Consider the following 19,455-nt stretch of genomic DNA (forward strand, 5'->3'; position numbering starts at 1 on the left):
CCGCACGATCCGGCCCCCTCCACCCCGCGAGTGGAGGGGGTCTCGTGCATTCCGGACGAGATGTGTGACGCTCAGCGTCCCGCCGGCAGCGTCAGGTTGACCTTCGCCGCGCCGCCGCCGGCCCGCTTGGCCAGCACGACGGCCTCGTGCACGTCCTCGAGGTCGAGGAAGCGCTCGAGGTTGTGGTCGACCTGGATGTCGCCGGCCGCGATGAGGTCCATCGCCTCGCGGAAGGAGGCGAGCCCGGGCTCGAGCTGGGCGCCGTTGACCCACTCGATCGAGAGGTTGCGACGGAAGGCCAGGAACGACGGGTACGGGGCGTCGCCGGGCACCTCGGGGTAGCCGAAGAAGCCGACGGTGCCGCTGTGGCGCACGATCTCGATCGCCTCGGCGCGCAGGGCGTCGTAGCCGGCCGCCTCGATCACGAGGGCGGCTCCGGTGCCGTCGGACAGGTGCGCGACGACGTCGACCAGCGACTCGGTCGTCGGGTCCACGACCCGGGTCGAACCGAGCCGTCGGGCGAGGGCCCGGCGGGTGGGGTCGGGCTCCGACACGACGACCTCGGGGTAGCCGAGCTTCCGCAGGTGCTGCACGAAGTACAGGCCGGCCGAGCCGGCACCGATCACGACGGCGACGTCGCCGTCGGGGCGACCGAACTTCTTCATCGCGAACACGGTGGTGCCGAGCTGCTGGGCCATGAGCCCGCGCTGCAGCGACACGTCGTCCGGCACCGGCACGAGGTAGCCCTCCGGCACGACCTGCAGCTCCGCGAAGCACGCCCCGAGCCAGCCCGGAGGCACCGTCAGCACCCGGTCGCCGACGGCGAACCGGTCCGAGTGCGAGGCCTCCACGACCCCGACGCCCTCGTGCCCGGGGTAGCCGGGCTCGCCGAACCGCTCCGGACGGTGGAAGCCGTCGAGCACCACGTGGGTGTCGGAACCGCAGATCGACGCGTGGTGCATGCGGACCAGCACCTCCCCGGGCGCCGCGACGGGCTCGGGGAAGTCACCGACCTCCACGAGCCCCGCCTGCCGCATGAAGGCAGCGCGCATCAGGACGCTACGGCTTGACGGCGAGCACGGGCCGCGTGCTGTCGAGCAGCAGGCGCTGGGCGCTGCTGCCCATCAGGAGCTTCCCGACGACCGAGCGGTGACGCAGACCGATCACGATGACCGAGGCGTCGACCTCGTCGGCGATCGCGAGCACCGTGCCGGCGAGGTCGTCCTCGTGCGGGTCCTGCCGCACGACGAGCTCGACGCCCGCCTCGGAGGCCGCGGCCACGAGGGCGGCGAGCGACGCCTCGTCGGCCTGCGACGTCGTCACGGGGGCACCGGCGCGCGGTGAGTTGACCAGCGTCAGGCTCTCGCCACGCCGCTTCGCCTCGTCGATGCCGGCGCGGAACGCGGCCTCGCCCTCGGCGGTCGGGAGGAATCCCACCAGCACGGTCATACGAGCTCCTTCTGCTTGGTCTTGCTCTTCCACAGCTTCGCGATGAGCGGGAACGCGATCACGGCGACGAGGATCGCCACCAGCGTGCCCGAGATCGGCCGACCGATGAACCCGGTGGGGTCGCCACCGAACAGGATCAGCGAGCGGCGCAGCGCGGTCTCCAGCAGCACGCCGAGCACGAAGGCCAGCACCAGCGGGCCGGGCTCGAGGCCGACCTTCTTCATCAGGTAGCCGATCGCGCCGAAGAGGCAGACCAGGAAGATGTCGAAGACGCTGTTGGCGATCGTGTAGGCGCCGATCAGGGTGATCAGCACCGTGATGGGTGCGAGGATCGCGGCCCGCACCTGCAGGATCTTCACGAAGATGCCGATCAGCGGGATGCTCATGATCAGCAGGAAGACGTTGCCGATGTACATCGAGTTCACCACGCCCCAGAAGATGTCCGGGTTGTCCTCGACGAGCTGCGGACCGGGCGTCACGCCCTGGATCAGCAGCGCGCCGTAGATCACGGCGATCGTGGCGTTGGCGGGGATGCCGAGGGTCAGCAGCGGGATGAACGACGAGGTCGCGGCGGCGTTGTTGGCCGACTCCGGGGCGGCGACGCCCTCGATCGCACCCTGGCCGAAGCGCTCGGGGTTCTTGGAGCACTTCTTCTCGTAGGCGTAGGCCGCGAGGGAGGACAGGACCGCGCCGCCGCCGGGCAGGATGCCGAGGAAGAAGCCGATGACCGATCCGCGTCCGATGGCGCCGGAGGACTGCTTGATCTCCGCCTTGCTGGGCAGCACCTTGGTGACCTTGGTCGGCGCCTTGGTGTTGTTGTTGCGGTCCTCGAGGTTGTAGAGGATCTCGCCGAGGCCGAACACCCCCATCGCGATCGGCACGAAGTCGATGCCGTCGCTGAGCTGCAGGACGTCGAAGGTGAAGCGCTCGGAGCCGGTGAAGCCGTCACGGCCGATCGTGGCGAGCAGCAGGCCGATGCCCGCGGCGATCAGGGCCTTGACCAGCGTGCCGCTGCCGACCGAGGCGACCAGCAGGATGCCCAGGAGCGCGAGGATCGTGTACTCCGGCGGACCGAAGTCGAGCGCGAACGACGCGACGAGCGGGGCGAAGAAGGTCAGGCCGATGATGGCGATCGTGCCGCCCACGAACGAGCCGATGGCGGCGATGCCGAGGGCCGCGCCGGCGCGGCCCTGCCGGGCCATCGCGTAGCCGTCGAACACCGTGACGACCGATGACGCCTCGCCGGGCAGCCGCAGCAGGACCGACGTGATCGTGCCGCCGTACTGCGCGCCGTAGAAGATGCCGGCGAGCATGATGATGGCCGTGACGGGCTCGACCGTGAGCGTGATCGGCAGCAGGATCGCGACGGTGGCCGCCGGGCCGAGGCCCGGGAGCACGCCGATCAGCATGCCGACGGTGACGCCGATCAGGCAGAAGAGCAGGTTCTCGGGCTGCAGGACGACGCCGAAGCCGTCGATGACAGGTGCAAAGTCCATCGTGCGCGTCCTAGAAGTAGTGGGGGATGTTCGTCTTCAGGAGGGTGACGAAGATCAGGTAGAAGAAGACCGGCATCAGGACGGCGCCGACGGCCGACGATCGCCAGCCCTCGTTGCCGAGGACCTTGAGCCAGAAGAAGGCCAGCAGGGCGGCCGGGATCTCGAAGCCGATGTTCCCGATCAGCAGCGTGAACGCGATCATCGAGGCCAGGCCGGCCACGACGCGCCAGCTGTCGACGCTGAACTTCTCGCCGAAGCCTGCGGTCCGCGCCCGCGCCACCAGCAGCACGCCCAGGACGATCAGGGCGACCGAGACCACCAGGGGCCAGGTGCCCGGGCCGGGCTGCGAGGTGCTGCCCAGCCCGAGCGAGCGGGAGCCGATGACGCCGGCCACGCCGAGCAGGGCCACGAGGGCACCCGTCGCGACGTTGGTGAGCGGTCCCGAGGCGGGAGGCTTCTCGTCCTCCCACTGCGCGACGAGCTCCTCGACGGACTCGGGCTCGCCGCCCACCGGGGTCTCGGCGCGGTCCGGCGTCATCGGCGAGCTCACTCGGTCGACCCGAGGTCGATGCCGTACTCCTCCGTCAGCTGACGGTAGGTCTCGACGGACTGGTTCCAGACCTCGGTCAGCTCGTCGCCGTCGAGCTCCTGCGGACGCAGGAGGTTCTGCTCGTTGAAGCTCGTGTAGGCGTCCGTCTCGAAGGCCTTGGTGAAGGCCTCGCGCAGCTGGTCGACGACGTCCTGCGACATGTCCTTCGGACCGACGATGGCGCGGGCCTGGGCGACCTCGACGTCATAGCCCTCCTCGACGGCCGTGGGCACGTCGTCGAGGAACTCGTTGCGGTCGGCGGCGAAGGTGACGATCGGCGTGATCGTGCCGGCCTCGATCTGCGGCATGGCCTCGCCGAGCTGGATGCTCGCGACGTCGACCTGGTTGCCCAGGACCGCCGTCAGGGCCGGCGAGCCGCCGTCGAACGGCACCGCGGTGCCGTCGATCTCGGCGAGCTGGAACAGCAGCGCCGAGGAGAGCTGGCTGCCGGTACCGGTGCCGGTGGTGGCGTAGTTCAGCGCGCCGGCGCCCTTGAGGTCGTCGATCGTGTTCAGGCCGCTGTCGGCGTTGGACACGAGCACGTAGTCGTCCTCGGAGATGCCGGTGATGACGGTGTAGTCCTCGAGGTTGATCGCGTCGTCCTCGGGAACCGTCAGGCTCGTGATGGCCACGAGCGAGAGGTTCATGACCATGAGCTCCTGGCCGTTGGCCGACTTCGAGGCGAGCTCCTTGGCGGCCAGGGCGCCGTTGGCGCCGGGGCGGTTCAGGACCGGGACCTCGACGCCGAGGTCGTCGGAGACGGGGTTGGCGAGCGCACGCGCGATGAGGTCGGTGCTGCCTCCCGGGTCCTGGCCGACGGTCAGGTTGATCGCGCCGTCGGGGAAGTTCTCGCCCGAGTCGTCCGAGCCGAGGTTGCCGCCGCCGCAGGCCGAGAGGCCGAGGGCGAGCACGGCCACGCCGGCCAGCGCCCGCAGGCGTCGCGTGGGGGATGTCGTCATGATTTCTCCTTCACTCCGGCCCGGTCCGTTCGACCGTGTGACCGCCGCCATGTGAGCGGCGTCACGCCGATGGGCACGTGGTGACTCTAGGAACCTGAGTCATGCATGTCCAAGCCCAATGGAACATCAGGTGATACCTTGCCAGCATCATGTTTTCCCTGGACCAGCTGCGCGGTTTCGTCGCCGTCGCCGAGGAGCTGCACTTCGGCCGCGCCGCCGAGCGGCTGCTCATGACCCAACCACCCCTGAGCCGCCAGATCCAAAAGCTGGAGCGCTCCGTCGGCGTCCGCCTGCTCGACCGCGACAACCGCAAGGTGGCGCTCACCCCCGCAGGCGCGGCGTTCCTCACCGAGGCGCGCCGTCTGCTCACGCTGGCCGAGGTCGCCCCGGACCGTGCGCGCCGCATCGCCGCGGGCTCCACCGGCACCGTGCGCATCGGCTTCACCGCCGCCTCGACCTACGGCACCCTCACGCGGGTCCTGAACACGATCGCCAGTGCAGCACCCGACATCGACCTCGACCTGTACGAGATGGTCACGAGCGAGCAGGTCGCCGGGCTGCAGTCGGGTGAGCTCGACCTGGGCCTGGCCCGCCCCCCGTTCGACACCGAGCAGTTCGCCTCGCACCTCCTCCACACCGAGGAGATGGTGCTCGCGGTGCCCGAGGGCCACTGGATGACGACGCTCGGCCGCGACGTCACGGCCGACGACCTCGTGCAGGAACCGCTGATCATGCACTCCCCCACGAAGGCGCGGTACTTCTACAACCTCGTCGTACGGATGGTGCCGGTCGGCCACCAGAACGTCGTGCACACCGTCAGCCAGATCCTCACGATGCTCTGGCTCGTCGCCGGCCGCCGCGGCGTCGCCTTCGTCCCGGAGTCCGCGCAGGGCCTGCACATCGCCGGGGTGACCTACCTGTCACTGGCGGGCGTGACCGACCAGCAGGCCGAGCTCCACCTGCTGTGGCCGCGCGACTCCGACAACCCGGCCCTGCAGACGGTTCTGGCAGCCCTGCAGAACTGATACCCGGCCTGCATCACTCGATCCGGAGTTGATCTTGGACGGGAATCGCTGCGGATCGTAGTGTGACGCGCATGACAGCCGTGCCCACGATCGCGTCCGTCCGTGCCGTCCCCGTCGCGGGACACGACAGCATGCTGCTCAACCTGAGCGGTGCGCACGGGCCGTTCTTCACCCGCAACCTCGCGATCGTCACCGACAGCGAGGGGCGCTCCGGCGTCGGCGAGGTGCCGGGAGGCGAGTCGATCCGGCAGACGATCGACGACGCCGCCGGGCTGCTCGTCGGCCAGCCGGTCGGCCGCTACGGCTCGCTCCTGCGCCAGGTGGCCGCGACCTACGCCGACCGCGACGCCGGCGGCCGCGGTGTCCAGACCTTCGACCAGCGCACCACGATCCACGCGGTCACCGCACTGGAGTCGGCCCTGCTCGACCTGCACGGCCAGCACCTGGGCGTGCCCGTGGCCGAGCTGCTCGGCGAGGGCCAGCAGCGCACCCACGTACCGATGCTCGGCTACCTCTTCTTCGTCGGCGACCCCGACAAGACCGACCTCCCCTACCTGCGAGAGCACTCTGCCGTCGACGGGGGAAGCGCCGACGAGTGGGACCGCGTGCGCCGTGAGGAGGCCCTCGACCCGGAGGGCGTCGTGCGCCTCGCGAAGGCCGCCGCGGATCGGTACGGCTTCACCGACTTCAAGCTGAAGGGTGGCGTGCTGGCCGGTCGTGAGGAGGCCGAGAGCGTGCGCGCCCTCAAGGAGGCCTTCCCCGACGCGCGCATCACGCTCGACCCGAACGGCGGCTGGCTTCTCGCCGACGCGATCGAGATCGGCCTCAGCCTGCGCGACGTGCTGGCCTATGCCGAGGACCCGTGCGGTCCCGAGGGCCGGTTCTCCGGTCGCGAGACGATGGCGGAGTTCCGGCGAGCCACCGGGCTGCCCACCGCGACCAACATGATCGCGACCGACTGGCGCGAGATGGCGCACGCCGTGCGCGAGCAGTCGGTCGACATCCCGCTGGCCGACCCGCACTTCTGGACGATGCGGGGCTCCGTGCGCGTCGCGCAGCTGTGCCACGACTTCGGCCTGACCTGGGGCTCGCACTCGAACAACCACTTCGACGTCTCGCTCGCGATGTTCACCCAGGTCGGCGCTGCCGCCCCCGGTGAGATCACGGCCCTGGACACGCACTGGATCTGGCAGGACGGGCAGGGCCTCACGACCGCGCCGCTGCAGATCGAGGGCGGAGCGATCGAGGTGCCGACCACGCCGGGCCTCGGCGTGACCCTCGACGACGACCGGGTCGCCGCGGCGCACGAGCTCTACCTCGAGCACGGGCTCGGCGCTCGTGATGACGCCGTCGCGATGCAGTACCTCGTGCCCGGCTGGGAGTTCGACTCCAAGCGGCCCTGCCTCGTGCGCTGAGCTGGAGCGCTAAGCGAGCCAGGCCTCGACGGCGTTGCCGACCGCCTGGGCCGCCTCGACCGGCGCGAGGTGCCCGACGCCCGGCAGTGTCGTGACGGGCACGTCCCCCGGCAGCGCCTCGGCGAGACGACGAGCCTGCTCGACCGGGATCCACGGATCGTCCTCACCCCATCCGACCCGCACCGGGCACCGGACGCTGTCCAGGAGCTCGACCAGAGGACGCGTGTCATCGGGCGTGAGCGCCGCGATCTGACGGTAGAACGCCGCCTGCCCCTGCTCGGTGATCCACGGTGCCGCGAGCCGGTCGACCCACGCGTCGGGCAGCGCGTGGTTCGCGGCGCCGTCGACGTACTCGCGCACGAGCGCGCCGTGGAGCGCGGGCGGCAACGCCGCGAAGACCTCGGCGTTCTCGGCGACCAGGCGGAAGAACGGCGAGCCCCACGGGTCGAGGGTCACGACGTCCCACAGGACCAGCCGTCGGTACTCCGCGCCGTGCTGCAGGTGCGCCCCGAGCGCCACGGCTCCCCCGATGTCGTGGGCCACGACGTCGGGCGCCTCCAGGCCCCAGTGCTCCAGCAACCGCGGCAGCCGCTCCATCTGTGATGCCAGGTCGACCTCCACGTCCGCGCGCATCGTCGACCGCCCGTACCCGGGCATGTCCCACAGGTGCACGCGTCGCTGTCGTGCCAGCCGGGGCGCCACCTCGCGCCACACCTCCGCCGACCAGGGGGTGCCGTGGCACAGCACCACGTCCGGGAGCGGACCATCGGATCCGAGAGTCCAGGTCGCGATCTCGACGCCGTCGATGCTGACGATCTCCGGTTCCATGCGGCCCAGGCTAGAGCGCGAGGCGCACCGCGAGCCCCAGCCCGGCGATCGCCACGGCGATCCGGAACGGCTTCTCGGGCACCCGTCGCACGACCCACGGGCCGGCCGCGGCACCCACGACCGCGCCGGCCCCGAGGAGCAGTGCTGCCGTCCAGTCGACGTCGGCGACGAACACGAACACCAGCACGGCCGCCAGGTTCGAGACGCCCGTCGCCACGTTCTTGACGGCGTTGGTGATCGCGATGGGCTCGGAGTGGCGCACCGCGAGGATGGCGAGCGCGATGATGCCCACCCCGGCACCGAAGTACCCGCCGTAGACGCCGACGAGCACCATGAGGAGGGGCCCCGTCCAGCGCGGCCCCGGGACCCCGTCGCGTCGCTCCGCGCGCCGCACGGCCCAGGCACGGATGCGGTCGCGCGCGAGCAGCAGCAGCGAGCCGAGGGCGACGAGCCACGGCACGACGACCTCGAAGGCCTCGGCGGGCATCGACAGCAGGAGGGCGGCCCCCAGCAGGCCGCCGACGAAGGTCTGCACCACCAGCACGCCGACACGGCGGCCCTGGCCCTTCAGCTCGACCTGCGAGCCGCCGATGGAGCCGGCCGCCGTGCCCACCATCGCGGTCGTGTTGGTGACGTTCGCGACGAGCGGGGGCAGCCCGAACGCGAGCAGCGCGGGGTAGCTCACGAGCGACGCGAGACCGGCGACCGACCCGCAGAGGCCTGCACCGATCCCCGCGAGGACCAGGAGCGCCTCCGCCGCGCTCACGAGAGGGGCGTGACGAGCTCGCCGCGCTCCAGGAAGGCGTCGACGTTGGCAAGCACGAGGTCCGCCATCGCGCGTCGGGTCTCGCGCGTGCCCGATCCCACGTGCGGCACGAGCACGACGTTGTCGAGGGCGCGCAGCGCCTCGGGCACGTGCGGCTCGTCGGCGAACACGTCGAGGCCGGCACCGGCGATGGTGCCGTCGGTGAGCGCCGCGATCAGCGCGGGCTCGTCGACCAGGCTGCCTCGCCCGATGTTGACCACGTGGCCCTCGGCCCCGAGGGCCGCGAGCTCGTTCGCACCGACGACCGGGTCTCCCCCGCCCGGCGCCGCGAGCACCAGCACGTCGGCCCACGCGGCGAGCTCCGCGACGGACGAGTGGTACGCGTACGGCACGTCTGCGACGGACCTGTTGTGATAGCCGATCTCGCACCGGAAGCCGGCCAGACGATCGGCGATCGCGTGGCCGATGCGCCCCAGCCCGACGATGCCGACCTTGCGACCGGTCACCTGGCCGGTCAGCGGGTAGTTGCCGTCCGCGGCCCAGCGGCCCCCGCGCACGTAGCGGTCCGAGGCCGAGACCTGACGGACCGTGTCGATCAGGAGGCCGACGGCGAGGTCGGCGACCGCATCGGTCAGCACGCCCGGCGTGGTCGCGACCTGGATGCCGCGCGAGCGGACCGCCTCGAGGTCGATCGAGTCGTACCCGACCCCGAAGCTGACGATCGCCTCGAGCGCCGGGAGCGCCGCGACCTCGTCGGCCGAGAGGCCGAAGCGCGACGTCGTGACGGCCACCCGGACGCCGTCGGACGGGTCCGACACGGCGTCGTGCAGCCGCACCAGGTCGGCGGCCAGGTCGGCCTGCAGCGGGTGGGCGAGGAGCACGGGCGACGACATGCTCCGACGCTAGCAACGATCGTCGTGACGGCCGTCACGACCGCCTGCCGACGAGATCGTGATGACCAACCGACATGGCGTGATGCCAATGCAGTCCGACCCCCTCCCACGGTCACCTCGGCGCGCCGACTGGAGGATCATGGAGACCGTGACCGGTGTCGTCGAGGGATTCGCGACGATCATCGCCGTCATCTCGCTCGGGTGGATCCTGGCCCGGGTCGGCCTGTTCGACGTCGGCGCGCAGCACATGCTCTCGAAGCTCGCGTTCTTCGTCGCGAGCCCGGCCCTGATGCTCACGGTGCTGTCGGAGGCCGACGTCTCGACCGTGTTCTCGGCGAACCTCGTGGCGACGGTCGCCTCGGTGGTGGTCGTCGTGCTCGTCTACGCCCTGCTGGCGCGGTTCGTGTTCCGACAGGGGCTTGCCGACACCGTCGTCGGCGCCCTGTCGTCCTCCTACGTCAACGCCGGCAACCTCGGTCTGCCGATCGCCGCCTACGTGCTCGGCGACGCAGCCCTCGTGGCCCCGGCGCTGCTGCTGCAGATGCTGCTGATGCAGCCGCTCGCACTCACGATCCTCGACACTGCGGTCGCGGAGCAGCGCCTGCGGTGGACGCAGGTCGCGTCTCGGCCGTTCCGCAACCCCCTGACGCTCGGCTCGATCATCGGCGTGCTCCTGTCGGTGACCTCCACCCCGCTGCCGCGGGTCGTGCACGACCCGCTCGAGCTCGTGGGCGGGATGGCGGTGCCCGGGATGCTCATCGCGTACGGCATCTCGCTGCGACTCGGCCCGCGCCCGGGGACGGGCGACCGGCCCCGACTGCTGTGGACCATCGTGACGCTGAAGATGGTCGTGCAGCCGCTCGTGGCGTACGGGGTCGCCCGCTACGCGCTGGGCCTCGAGGGGTCCGAGCTGCTGGCGGTCACGGTGATCGCGGCACTGCCGACCGCGCAGAACATCTTCGTCATCGCGAGCCGCTACGGACGGGCGACGATCCTCTCGCGCGACGCGATCTTCGCCTCCACCCTGCTCTCGGTGCCGGCGGTGGCCCTCATCGCCGCGCTCCTGGCCTAGCCTCGGGGCATGTCTCTGTCGATGTCCCTCGCCCGCGCCGTGCTCGCACGTCGCCCCAAGACGCTCACCTCGATCGAGACCGCCCAGAAGCGGGTCGCCGGTCGCGAGGGCCCCGCGGAGGTCTCGCGGCGGCTGCGGAGCACCTGCGAGGTCACGACCGAGACGGTCGGCGGGTTCCCCGTCATCACGCTGACGCCGCGCCAGAAGAGCTCGGGCACCGAGCTGGTCTACCTGCACGGTGGCGCCTACATCGCCGCGATCATCCCCGCGCACTGGGCGTTCCTCGGCAAGATCGTGGCGCGGACGGGCGCGACGGTCACGGTGCCGCTCTACGGCCTCGCCCCCGAGCACACGGTCGACGACGCCTACGCGTTCGTGCCGCCCGTGCTCGAGGCCGTGCGGCGTCGCGCGGCAGGGCGGCCGGTCTTCCTCGGCGGCGACTCGGCCGGAGGCGGCCTTTCGGTGAGCCTCGCGCTGCACGGCCAGGAGGTCGACGGCCTGGTGCTGATCGCGCCCTGGCTCGACCCGTCGGCGTCCAACCCGGTCGCGCCCGGACTGGTGGAGGTCGACCCCATGCTCGACATCCCGGGCGCCGCCTGGGCGGGTCTGCAGTGGGCCGGCTCGCGCGACATCCAGGACCCGCGGGTGAGTCCGATCTTCTCCGACCCGACCGGACTCCCCCGCACGCTCGTGCTGCAGGGCGCCCACGACGTGCTGCTCGCCGACACCCTGAAGTTTTGCGAGCGTGCCCTCGAGGCGGGGGTCGACCTGGCCTTCCACGTCGAGCCGTCCGGCTTCCACGTCTACCCCGCAGCGACCTTCACCCCCGAGGCCCGCCGCGCCGTGCGGATGATCGCGGAGTTCATGCAGGGCTAGTCACGCTCGAGCGGGCGCTCCGGGTCGGCCGTCCAGGCGTTCATCGAGCCGTCGTAGATCGCGACGTCGCCGCGTCCGAGACCCTGCAGCGCGAACGCGACGGCCGTCGCTGCGATGCCGCCACCGCAGTAGGTGACCGGTGCGACGTCAGGGTCGAGCGCGCCGACCGACTCGAACAGCGGCCGCAGCTCCTCCAGCGGCCGGAGGTGACCCTGGTCGTCGACGAGCTCGTCGAACGGCACGTTGACGCTGCCCGGGATGCGGGCCTGGGCGAAGGAGTCACGCGTCAGCGAGTTGATCAGCAGCACGGAGGCATCGGACGTGGCGCTCTCGACCTGGGCGGTCGACGCGACGAGCTCGGGCCGGCGGGACGACACGAAAGTCGCCGCCGGGTAGGTCGCGTCGCCGGTCTCGGTCTCGAAGCCCGCCGCCTGCCACGCGGCGAGTCCGCCGTCGAGCACCACGACGTCGTCGTGCCCCTCGAACGTGAGCTGCCACCACAGGCGCGTCGCCCAGATGCCGTTGACGTGGTCGTAGACGACCACGGTGCTGTCGTTGCCGATGCCGAGTCCGCCGACCACCCGGGCGAACTCCTCCGAGGGAGCGGCCTCGAAGCCCGCCTCCCCGTCGTGGACCGTCAGGTCGGTCAGCTGGTCGGCGAACGTCGCGCCGGGCACGTGCGCCTCGCGATACGTCTCGCGGCCCGACTCGGTGTGGGCTCCGTCCGCGTCGAACGTCAGGTGGACCGTGGCGTCGACGACGCGGACGGTGGGGTCGGACAGGTGGTCGTGGAGCCACTGGGCGTCGACGAGACGCGGGTGCGAGGAGGTCATGCCCCGAGCCTAGGTACCGCGGACTACGGGGCGAGCGCGACGCCGATGGCTGAGACGTCGGCGACGAGCTGCTCGCGGGTGAGGTCCAGATCGCCGGCGAACCAGTGGCTGACGACGTCGGTGGTGCCCGCCACGACCAGCCGGGACGTCAGCCGCATGTGCGGGTCGTCGGGGTCGACGCGCAGGACGTCGGTCATGAGCAGCATCGCGTAGCCGTCGAGGGCTTCCTCGCGTCGCGTGCGGAGAGCGTCGTGCGCGCCGGTCTCGGCGTACAGGCGTGCGCGGCGCGGGTCGTCGGCGAGGGTGTCGACCAGCGCACGGACCGTGGCACTGACGCGGGCGCCGACGTCGTCGGGCACGCCGTCCAGGGCGCTGCCGATCGCGACGCGGACGTCGCCCAGCAGGTCGTCGACGAGCTCGCGCAGGAGCGCGTCGCGGTCGGTGAAGTTCTCGTAGAAGTAGCGCTTGGTCAGACCCGCCGTCGCGCAGACGGCCTCGGCGGTCACGGCGACCACCCCGCGCTCCCCCACGAGGTCGAGCCCGGCCTCGACGAGCTTGGCGCGGCGGACCGTACGGCGGTCTTCCGCACTGACGCCGCGATACGGGCGCTCGACCGGCTGGCTGCTCACCCGGACATCCTTCCATTGACATGGCCCGACGGAACCTGCATTCTGACACGCAACCGTGTCAGAGAGAGGTGGGTCACATGGGCTGCTGCCTGGCTGCCGCGCTGATCATCTCCTGGGTGCGGCGCATCTGGCGGGTCGGACGGGGTCCGGCCGACGAGCCGTTCCCGCCTCCCGCGCGGCGATCGGCGCCCGGCGCCGCCCGGCCCGAGGCCCCGCCACGCCCCGTGGCCCCGAAGCCCCTGGTCGCGGCCGGACCCGCCGGCGCCCTCGCCGTGCTGGCCTACGTGGGCACGGCCGAGCTCCTCGGCGACGCGAGCGGCGCCCACCTGCACTGGCTCGCGCGCGACCTGCTGTGGGCCGTCGTGCTGGTGGTGGTGCTCGTGGCAGTGCCCGCCTCGCGTCGACCCCGTGAGGGCTCCCGGGCCCTCGCCGTCGCAGGGGCGACGTGGACGTTCGTGATGCTCGTCGACGCCCACCTGCTCGGCCGCACCTACTCCCCCGTCCTCGACATCGCCCTGCACCTGCTCGGCTTCGCCACCATGGCCGTCGGCATGGCGCGGTGGTGGCCGACCCTCCTGTCCTCCTCCCCCACACCCGCACGATCTGGAGCGCCCACATGACCAGCACCCTCGAGCAGCGGCCCCTGCTGATCCCCGTTCCCGACGGCGCGTTCGGGCCCACGACCCGGCTGCGCATCACGTGGTCGATCGGTGTCTACACGGCGCTGTGGCTCGTCGTCCTGGTCGTGGCGGGCGCCGCGACCGATGACGGCTGGCGTGCCGCGGCCCTGGGACTCGTCTGGCCCGGCGGCGGCTTCGTGGCCGGTGGCTCGTTCGTCCTGGCCGCCGTGGTGCTGGCGATCTTCGTGCTCGGGCTCGTCGTCTGGTGGTTCTTCGGCGCCACGATCGTGCCGCCGCTCGTGCTGGCCGGCACCGCGTGGTGGGGCGCTGCGTCAGCCGACGACCTGGACCACGTAGGCCTGGCCCTCGCCATCGGCCCGACTCTGGTGGTCCTCGGGCTGCTCGTGCACCTGGCGCGCCACCGGTCGCAGAAGCGGATCGGTGCCGAGCTGAACCGCGAGCTGGCGACCGCGGGCCTCGTCGTGGGCGGCGCACCCGACCTCGACGCCGGGCTGCCCGTCGCCGAGAGCTCGGCCGAGGACCTCGCCCGGCTGCGGTTCGGCCTCGACCTCGCGCTGCAGCCGGTGGACGAGTTCACGGGGTTCACCCACCTCGACCAGTACCGCGAGGCCGCGCTCCGCTACCAGCTCAACGCCCTGTCGTACGGCCTCTCGATGGCCCAGTTCACGCGCACCCCGGCGTTCGGTGGCTACCTCGCCGAGGCGCAGCGCAACGCGATCGAGAAGATGCTGCGTCGCAAGGCCTGGGCGTACTGGGCGCACGAGAACGCCTGGGGCAACCTGAAGTGGGACCCGGAGCCGGTCGAGAACTCCGAGAACATCATGCTGACGGGCTTCTACGGGCTCCAGATCGGCATGTACGAGACCCTCAACGACGACCGCTACTCGCAGCCGGGCTCGCTGGCCTTCCGCTGGAACGCCAAGCGCACGTACGACCACAGCTTCGGCAGCCTGGCGTCCTCGATCCACCGCAACATGAACGCGTCGGAGTACACGCTCTTCCCGTGCGAGCCGAACTGGATCTACACGGTCTGCAACACGTTCGGCATCAACACGCTCGTGAGCCACGACCGCCTGCACGGCACGACCTATGCGGCCGAGGTGCAGCCGACGCTGCAGGCCGCCTATGACCGCGAGTTCGTGCGACCCGACGGCAAGCTGCTCGGCGTGCGCGCGGCCCACCTCGGCATGACCTGGAACTTCTGGGCGAGCCCCTCGGTGCAGACCACCACGACCTACTGGATGCACGCCGCACTGCCCGAGCTGTCGCTGCGCACGTGGTGGCTGCTCAAGCGGGGGCTCGAGATCCGCGACGGACTCCTGCACCTGCCGAAGTTCGCCACCAAGAACCTCGATCCCGGCAACTACCTGATGCTCCGCGACACCTTCGGCCACGTGGTGACGATGATGGCGGCGCGCGAGATCGGTGACGAGGAGTACGCGGCGGCGGCGCAGCGGACTCTCGACGAGCGCGAGCCGATCGAGGACCGCGACGGCGTGCGGCGCATGCAGCGGTCCTCGGGCCTGGCCAACCTGTACGCCTCGCTCGGGCGGTTCGGCCGCGAGAACGGGCTGCGCGACCTCGTCGCCCACGGCACGCCCGCGGCCTGGCGGACCGGGCCGGTCCTGGCCGAGTGCGCCTACCCGGACGTGCTCGTCGCGAAGGCGGTGACCGACGGTGAGGCCCTCGACCTGGTGCTGCTGCCGGGCGCCGGTCCGGTACGCACCGACCTGGCCATCGAGCGTCTCGTGCCGGGTCGCGACTACCAGGTGACGGGCGCAGCGACGAACACCGTGACCGCCGACCGCGAGGGCCGCGCGATCGTCACGGTCGAGCTGGGCGAGCGCCTCGAGGTGCGGGTGTACTAGCCCAGACCGTCAGCCCAGACCGTCAGCCCAGCGTCGCGACGACCTCACGCGCGACGCCGGCCGCCGACTGCGGGTTCTGGCCCGTGACGAGGCGGCCGTCGACGACGACATTCTCGTGGAAGTTCGGTCCGACCTGCACGTGGGCGCCGAGCTCCTCGAGCCGGGTCTGGAGCAGGAACGGGACGGCGTCGGTGAGTCCGGCGGCCTCCTCCTCGGCGTTCGTGAAGGCGGCGACGTTCTTCCCGGTGACCAGGGGTCGACCACTTCCGAGGGTGATGCCGACGAGAGCGGACGGGCCGTGGCAGACCGCGGCGACCACTCCGTCGTTCTCGTAGATCGTGCGGGCGACGGAAGCGACGCTGGGGTCGTCCGGGAAGTCCCACATCGTGCCGTGGCCACCGACGAAGTAGACGGTGTCGTAGTCGGTGGCGCTGATCTCGGAGAGGCGCGGGGTCGCGTCGAGCTGCTTCTGCACGGCCTCGTCGGCGAGGAACTCGGCCTGCACCGGATCGTCCTCGTCGCGACCGTCCTCGGGCGGACGACCGCCCTTGATCGACGCGAAGTCGACGGTGTAGCCGGCGTCGGTGAACACCTTCCAGGGGTGGGCGGCCTCGCCCACGAAGTACCCGGTGTCGCGGACGCCGCCGAGGTCGCTGTGGCTGGTGAGGACGAGGAGTGCCGCGCGGTTGCTCATGCCTTCCACGCTAACCACGCGGCCTGATCGCGCAAGGGGACGTCAGGCGATGGCGGTGCCGAGGAGGTCGTCGGCGGGGTCGTAGAGGGTCAGGCTCTTGGCGAGCTGGGCCTCGATGGGGCTGTGCTCGTGTTCGGGCGGGCGTCGTCGGTCTCGGTGCTCGTGGCTGGCCTTGGCTGCGTGGTGGCGGGCGATGATCTCGGCCAGGACGCCGTGACCCTTGAGCGCGTGCTCGCGCCTGCACTTGGGGTCGAGGTTGGTGCCCGAGGTCGGTCCTTCGGGCCACGGTTTCTCGTGGTCGAGGTCGCACTGGCTCGCGGGTCTGAGACAGCCGGGGCCGGAGCAGACGCCATCGCGCAGCACGATTGCGCGTTTCAACACTGCTGGTGGGCTGTAGCCGGGGTAGTCGTGAGCCAGGGTGTCGCCGGTGATGGGATCGACCAGGAGCCGGTGCCAGAACGCGTCGCCGGTCAGTGCCTCGTCGATGACCCACTCGCTCGGCACCTCCCAGGACCCGTCAGCAGCGGCCGCGTGACCCTGGGTCAGGCTGGCCAGCACGGGAGCGTCGATCAGGACGCCGATGTCGATCGCCATCCCCCTGCCGCGGGCCTGCTGGCTGTCGTCGGCGCTCATGAGCCACGCGACCAGAAGGTCGGCCTCGATCTGCGCGCGCGTGCGCCGCGGCGTGCCGGGCTGGCCGGTCGCCGCGTCCTCGGCGGCAGCGTGGTCGGCCTCGGCCGTGCGGGCCGCGATCGCACCCCGGCGCAGGCGCGCGGCGATCGCAGCCGCCTGATGCGCCGGGAGGTAGGCGTTCAACCAGGCCATGCCGTCCTCGACCTGCACGACCTCGACACGGCGCTTCTCGCGCTCGGCGTTGGCCCGCTCGATCGCCAGGTCGGCCTCGACCCGGTTGACGAACCGCTTCAACCACGCCCGCAGCTCGACCACCGTGTGCTTCGAGGCGTAGGAGATCACGGTGCCGTCGAGGTGCTCACGCGACTCCGGACGCTCCAACCGCGCAAGCGTCGAGCTGATCTCCTTGACCCGCGCCGCGTCCAGACGACCACGACTGAACGCCCACCAACACAGGGGCGCCTGCTCACGCAGCCGCTCGGCCGACGCCAACCGCATCTGCACCTGACCCACCGACAACCCCGACGCCATCGCGATCTCCAGCGCGATGCCCGAACGCTCCACGACCTTGCGCATCGACGAGGCCTCCATCGCCTCGATGCGCGCCACCTCGCCATCACGGAACTCCAGCATCGCCCGCTGCTCAGCGAACTCCGCGACCGCACGATCACGCGCCAGACCCATCAGGTCAGCAACAGAAGGAACGGCCCTCGACATACCCCCAACCTAACCACCACCACTGACACTTTTCGCCCGGCATAGCAGGCAATTCTGACCCTGTAGAGTTTCAGAATGCCGCCGCCCCGATTCCGCCACTACGTCGGCATCGACCTCGCGTGGGGGTCTCGCAACCGCACCGGGCTCGCCGTCGTCGACGACACCGGACGGCTGGTGGCCTCGGGATCGGCGCGGTCCGACGAGGACATCGACACCTGGCTCGCCGGCTACGCGCCCGAACCGGCCGTGGTCGGCGTCGACGCTCCGCTGGTGGTGCCGAACGAGACGGGCCAGCGGCGCGCCGAGTGGCTCGTCGGACAGGCGTACGGCCGCTTCGCCGCCGGCACCTATCCGTCGAACCGCAGCAACCCGCTGTTCGACCCGCCCCGCGGGGCCGTGCTGGCCGAGCGTCATGACTGGACCTGCGACCCCGACGACCGGAGCGGTCCCACGCAGTGCCTCGAGGTCTACCCGCACGCGGCCCTGATCGGCCTGTTCGAGCTGCCGGAGCGGATTCTCTACAAGAAGGGCACGAACCGGCAGCCCGGGTTCGCGCTCCTGGCGCAGTGCCTGGAGTCCGTGCCCGAGCTCGCGCTCACGGAGTCGGCACGGTGGGCCGAGATGCGCGCCATGATCGACGAACCGCGCCCCGGCGACCTGACCCGCATCGAGGACGAGATCGACGCGGTGGTGTGCGCCCACGTGGCGTGGCTGTGGCACCACCGGCCGCAGGCGCTGCAGGTGTACGGCACGTTCGCCGACGGCTACGTCGTCGCCCCGCCGCCACCCACGCACGCGCCCGGCCCCATCACGCGCGTGCGGCGCTGACCTCCTCCTGCGGGCGACGGAGGGCCACGGCGGCCAGACCCGTGGTGATCGGGACGGCCGCGATGAGTCCGAGCGTGCCCACCAGGCTGCGCACGATCTCCTGCGCGAGGAACTGGTCCGTCAGCACCTCGGCGAGCGACCCGTTGTCGGCGACGACGAGCACGAGCACCGGCAGGGACGAGCCGGCGTACGCGAGGATGATCGTGTTCACGACCGACGCGATGTGCGCGCGTCCGACCCGGGTGGCCGCGCGGTACAGCTGAAGGGTCCCGTAGTCGGGATTGGCCCGGGCGAGCTCGTCGACGGTCGCCGCCTGGGTCACGGTGATGTCGTCCAGCACCCCGAGCGTGCCGATGACGATGCCCGCCAGCAGCAGTCCGCGCATGTCGACGTCGTAGGTCGAGCCGACCGCCATGGAGAGGTCGTCGGTGACGCCCGTGAGGTGCAGCGCCGCGACCGAGACGGCGGCCAGCAGGCCCGTGAGCGCGAAGCTCGCGGTCGTGCCGAGCACCGCGACCGTGGTCGCGAGGGTGAGGCCGTGCGTCAGGTACAGGACCGAGACCATGATCGCCGCCGACCCGACGAGGGCGACGAGGACCGGTGACTCCCCCGCCAGGATCGCGGGCACGATGAACCAGAGCAGGATGCCGAAGGTCACCACGAGCCCGCCCACCGCGCTGAGCCCCCGCCAGCGTCCGAAGGCGAGCAGCGCCAGCACCGAGACGAGCACGAGCACCCACATCTCGGACCCGCGCTGGTGGTCGACGACCGAGTAGAGGTCGCCCTCCGGGGTGTCGCTGACGAGCACGACGACCGCGTCACCATCGGCGATCGTCGGGGCGCCGCTGCCGTTGGGCAGGTCGACCTCGATCGTGCGCCCCTCCTCCGGCCCGGAGTCGAGACGCACCTGCGCCGTCCCGCAGCCGTTGGTGTCCTCGGTCAGCTCCTCCTCGCACGGCTGGGCCTCGATCGACACGATCCGCCCGTCGACCTGCTCGCCCGCGAGCTCCTCGGCACCGGCGACGTCGCCCGACGGCCAGAGCCACACCATCGCGGCGATCGTCAGGACAGCGATCGGCGCGATCACGAGCACCGCGATCCTGCGCAGGCGTGCCGACTCCGGGGCGGGCCGGGCGTGGGAGTGACCTGCGGTCATCGGGTCTCCGGTTCTCGTCGCGGACGGGCAGGCGGTTGACGTACACCCTGCCCGACCCGACGCTGGGACCACCAACGACCCGCGAAGG

General features: G+C 71.4%; 20 protein-coding genes. 7 read left to right on the forward strand and 13 right to left on the reverse strand.

The features are described 5' to 3' along the window. Window positions 1-71: 71 nt before the first annotated feature. From LO931_RS02150 to LO931_RS02170, 5 genes are read right to left on the reverse strand one after another with little or no spacing between them, the layout of a single operon-like run. Window positions 72-1,052: a zinc-binding dehydrogenase gene (locus LO931_RS02150; RefSeq protein WP_229051560.1), complete on the reverse strand. Its 981-nt coding sequence runs from the start codon at window positions 1,050-1,052 to the stop codon at window positions 72-74. Between the two features lie 7 nt (window positions 1,053-1,059). Next, window positions 1,060-1,449: a universal stress protein gene (locus LO931_RS02155; protein WP_229051561.1), complete on the reverse strand. Its 390-nt coding sequence runs from the start codon at window positions 1,447-1,449 to the stop codon at window positions 1,060-1,062. Next, window positions 1,446-2,945 (reverse strand): tripartite tricarboxylate transporter permease, encoded by a 1,500-nt coding sequence (locus tag LO931_RS02160; protein WP_229051562.1) that lies wholly within the window; start codon window positions 2,943-2,945, stop codon window positions 1,446-1,448. Before LO931_RS02160 ends, LO931_RS02155 begins: the two co-directional genes overlap by 4 nt. A gap of 10 nt (window positions 2,946-2,955) precedes the next feature. Continuing rightward, window positions 2,956-3,483: a tripartite tricarboxylate transporter TctB family protein gene (locus LO931_RS02165; protein WP_229051563.1), complete on the reverse strand. Its 528-nt coding sequence runs from the start codon at window positions 3,481-3,483 to the stop codon at window positions 2,956-2,958. Window positions 3,484-3,491: 8 nt separating this feature from the next. Then, entirely contained in the window at window positions 3,492-4,493 is a 1,002-nt protein-coding gene (locus LO931_RS02170) for a tripartite tricarboxylate transporter substrate binding protein (protein WP_229051564.1), read from the reverse strand. A gap of 149 nt (window positions 4,494-4,642) precedes the next feature. Between LO931_RS02170 and LO931_RS02175 the strand changes: the two genes are divergently transcribed. Continuing rightward, complete coding sequence (locus tag LO931_RS02175) at window positions 4,643-5,518, forward strand: LysR family transcriptional regulator (RefSeq protein WP_229051565.1); 876 nt, start codon at window positions 4,643-4,645, stop codon at window positions 5,516-5,518. Window positions 5,519-5,589: 71 nt separating this feature from the next. After that, on the forward strand, window positions 5,590-6,933 hold the full coding sequence (locus tag LO931_RS02180; protein ID WP_229051566.1) for an enolase C-terminal domain-like protein: 1,344 nt from the start codon (window positions 5,590-5,592) through the stop codon (window positions 6,931-6,933). Between the two features lie 9 nt (window positions 6,934-6,942). Here the strand turns inward: LO931_RS02180 and LO931_RS02185 are convergent, their stop codons facing one another. From LO931_RS02185 to LO931_RS02195, 3 genes are read right to left on the reverse strand one after another with little or no spacing between them, the layout of a single operon-like run. After that, window positions 6,943-7,761: an alpha/beta fold hydrolase gene (locus tag LO931_RS02185; protein ID WP_229051567.1), complete on the reverse strand. Its 819-nt coding sequence runs from the start codon at window positions 7,759-7,761 to the stop codon at window positions 6,943-6,945. Window positions 7,762-7,771: 10 nt separating this feature from the next. Further along, window positions 7,772-8,527 (reverse strand): sulfite exporter TauE/SafE family protein, encoded by a 756-nt coding sequence (locus tag LO931_RS02190; RefSeq protein ID WP_229051568.1) that lies wholly within the window; start codon window positions 8,525-8,527, stop codon window positions 7,772-7,774. Further along, the gene (locus LO931_RS02195; RefSeq protein WP_229051569.1) at window positions 8,524-9,420 is read right to left on the reverse strand and encodes a 2-hydroxyacid dehydrogenase; all 897 of its coding nucleotides are present in this window, start codon (window positions 9,418-9,420) and stop codon (window positions 8,524-8,526) included. Before LO931_RS02195 ends, LO931_RS02190 begins: the two co-directional genes overlap by 4 nt. 139 nt (window positions 9,421-9,559) lie before the next feature. Here LO931_RS02195 and LO931_RS02200 point away from each other — a divergent pair, with 139 nt between their 5' ends. Further along, the gene (locus LO931_RS02200; protein WP_229051570.1) at window positions 9,560-10,492 is read left to right on the forward strand and encodes an AEC family transporter; all 933 of its coding nucleotides are present in this window, start codon (window positions 9,560-9,562) and stop codon (window positions 10,490-10,492) included. Between the two features lie 9 nt (window positions 10,493-10,501). Then, window positions 10,502-11,368 (forward strand): alpha/beta hydrolase fold domain-containing protein, encoded by an 867-nt coding sequence (locus LO931_RS02205; RefSeq protein ID WP_229051571.1) that lies wholly within the window; start codon window positions 10,502-10,504, stop codon window positions 11,366-11,368. Here the strand turns inward: LO931_RS02205 and LO931_RS02210 are convergent. Then, window positions 11,365-12,201: a sulfurtransferase gene (locus LO931_RS02210; protein ID WP_229051572.1), complete on the reverse strand. Its 837-nt coding sequence runs from the start codon at window positions 12,199-12,201 to the stop codon at window positions 11,365-11,367. The two genes, LO931_RS02205 and LO931_RS02210, sit on opposite strands and share 4 nt — an antisense overlap. 23 nt (window positions 12,202-12,224) lie before the next feature. Beyond that, window positions 12,225-12,830 carry a TetR/AcrR family transcriptional regulator gene (locus LO931_RS02215; RefSeq protein ID WP_229051573.1) on the reverse strand — a complete coding sequence of 202 codons (606 nt, stop codon included), beginning with the start codon at window positions 12,828-12,830 and terminating at the stop codon, window positions 12,225-12,227. 77 nt (window positions 12,831-12,907) lie between these two features. Here LO931_RS02215 and LO931_RS02220 point away from each other — a divergent pair, with 77 nt between their 5' ends. Beyond that, window positions 12,908-13,450, forward strand: coding sequence for a hypothetical protein (locus tag LO931_RS02220; protein ID WP_229051574.1), 543 nt, complete (start codon window positions 12,908-12,910; stop codon window positions 13,448-13,450). Continuing rightward, complete coding sequence (locus LO931_RS02225) at window positions 13,447-15,339, forward strand: hypothetical protein (protein WP_229051575.1); 1,893 nt, start codon at window positions 13,447-13,449, stop codon at window positions 15,337-15,339. Before LO931_RS02220 ends, LO931_RS02225 begins: the two co-directional genes overlap by 4 nt. Window positions 15,340-15,361: 22 nt before the next feature. Here LO931_RS02225 and LO931_RS02230 read toward each other — a convergent pair whose 3' ends face one another. Next, window positions 15,362-16,033, reverse strand: a complete 672-nt coding sequence (locus tag LO931_RS02230) for a type 1 glutamine amidotransferase domain-containing protein (RefSeq protein ID WP_229051576.1) — start codon at window positions 16,031-16,033, stop codon at window positions 15,362-15,364. Between the two features lie 42 nt (window positions 16,034-16,075). Beyond that, the gene (locus LO931_RS02235) at window positions 16,076-17,383 is read right to left on the reverse strand and encodes an HNH endonuclease signature motif containing protein (protein WP_229051577.1); all 1,308 of its coding nucleotides are present in this window, start codon (window positions 17,381-17,383) and stop codon (window positions 16,076-16,078) included. A 75-nt stretch (window positions 17,384-17,458) separates the two neighbouring features. Here LO931_RS02235 and LO931_RS02240 point away from each other — a divergent pair, with 75 nt between their 5' ends. Then, complete coding sequence (locus LO931_RS02240) at window positions 17,459-18,211, forward strand: DUF429 domain-containing protein (RefSeq protein ID WP_229051578.1); 753 nt, start codon at window positions 17,459-17,461, stop codon at window positions 18,209-18,211. On the opposite strand, the gene LO931_RS02245 is transcribed toward LO931_RS02240, so the two are convergent. Next, on the reverse strand, window positions 18,192-19,367 hold the full coding sequence (locus LO931_RS02245; RefSeq protein ID WP_229051579.1) for a YibE/F family protein: 1,176 nt from the start codon (window positions 19,365-19,367) through the stop codon (window positions 18,192-18,194). The genes LO931_RS02240 and LO931_RS02245 overlap by 20 nt on opposite strands. Between the last annotated feature and the right edge of the window lie 88 nt (window positions 19,368-19,455).

It is taken from the genome of Aeromicrobium sp. Leaf350, assembly GCF_916858655.1.
Lineage (GTDB): Bacteria > Actinomycetota > Actinomycetes > Propionibacteriales > Nocardioidaceae > Aeromicrobium.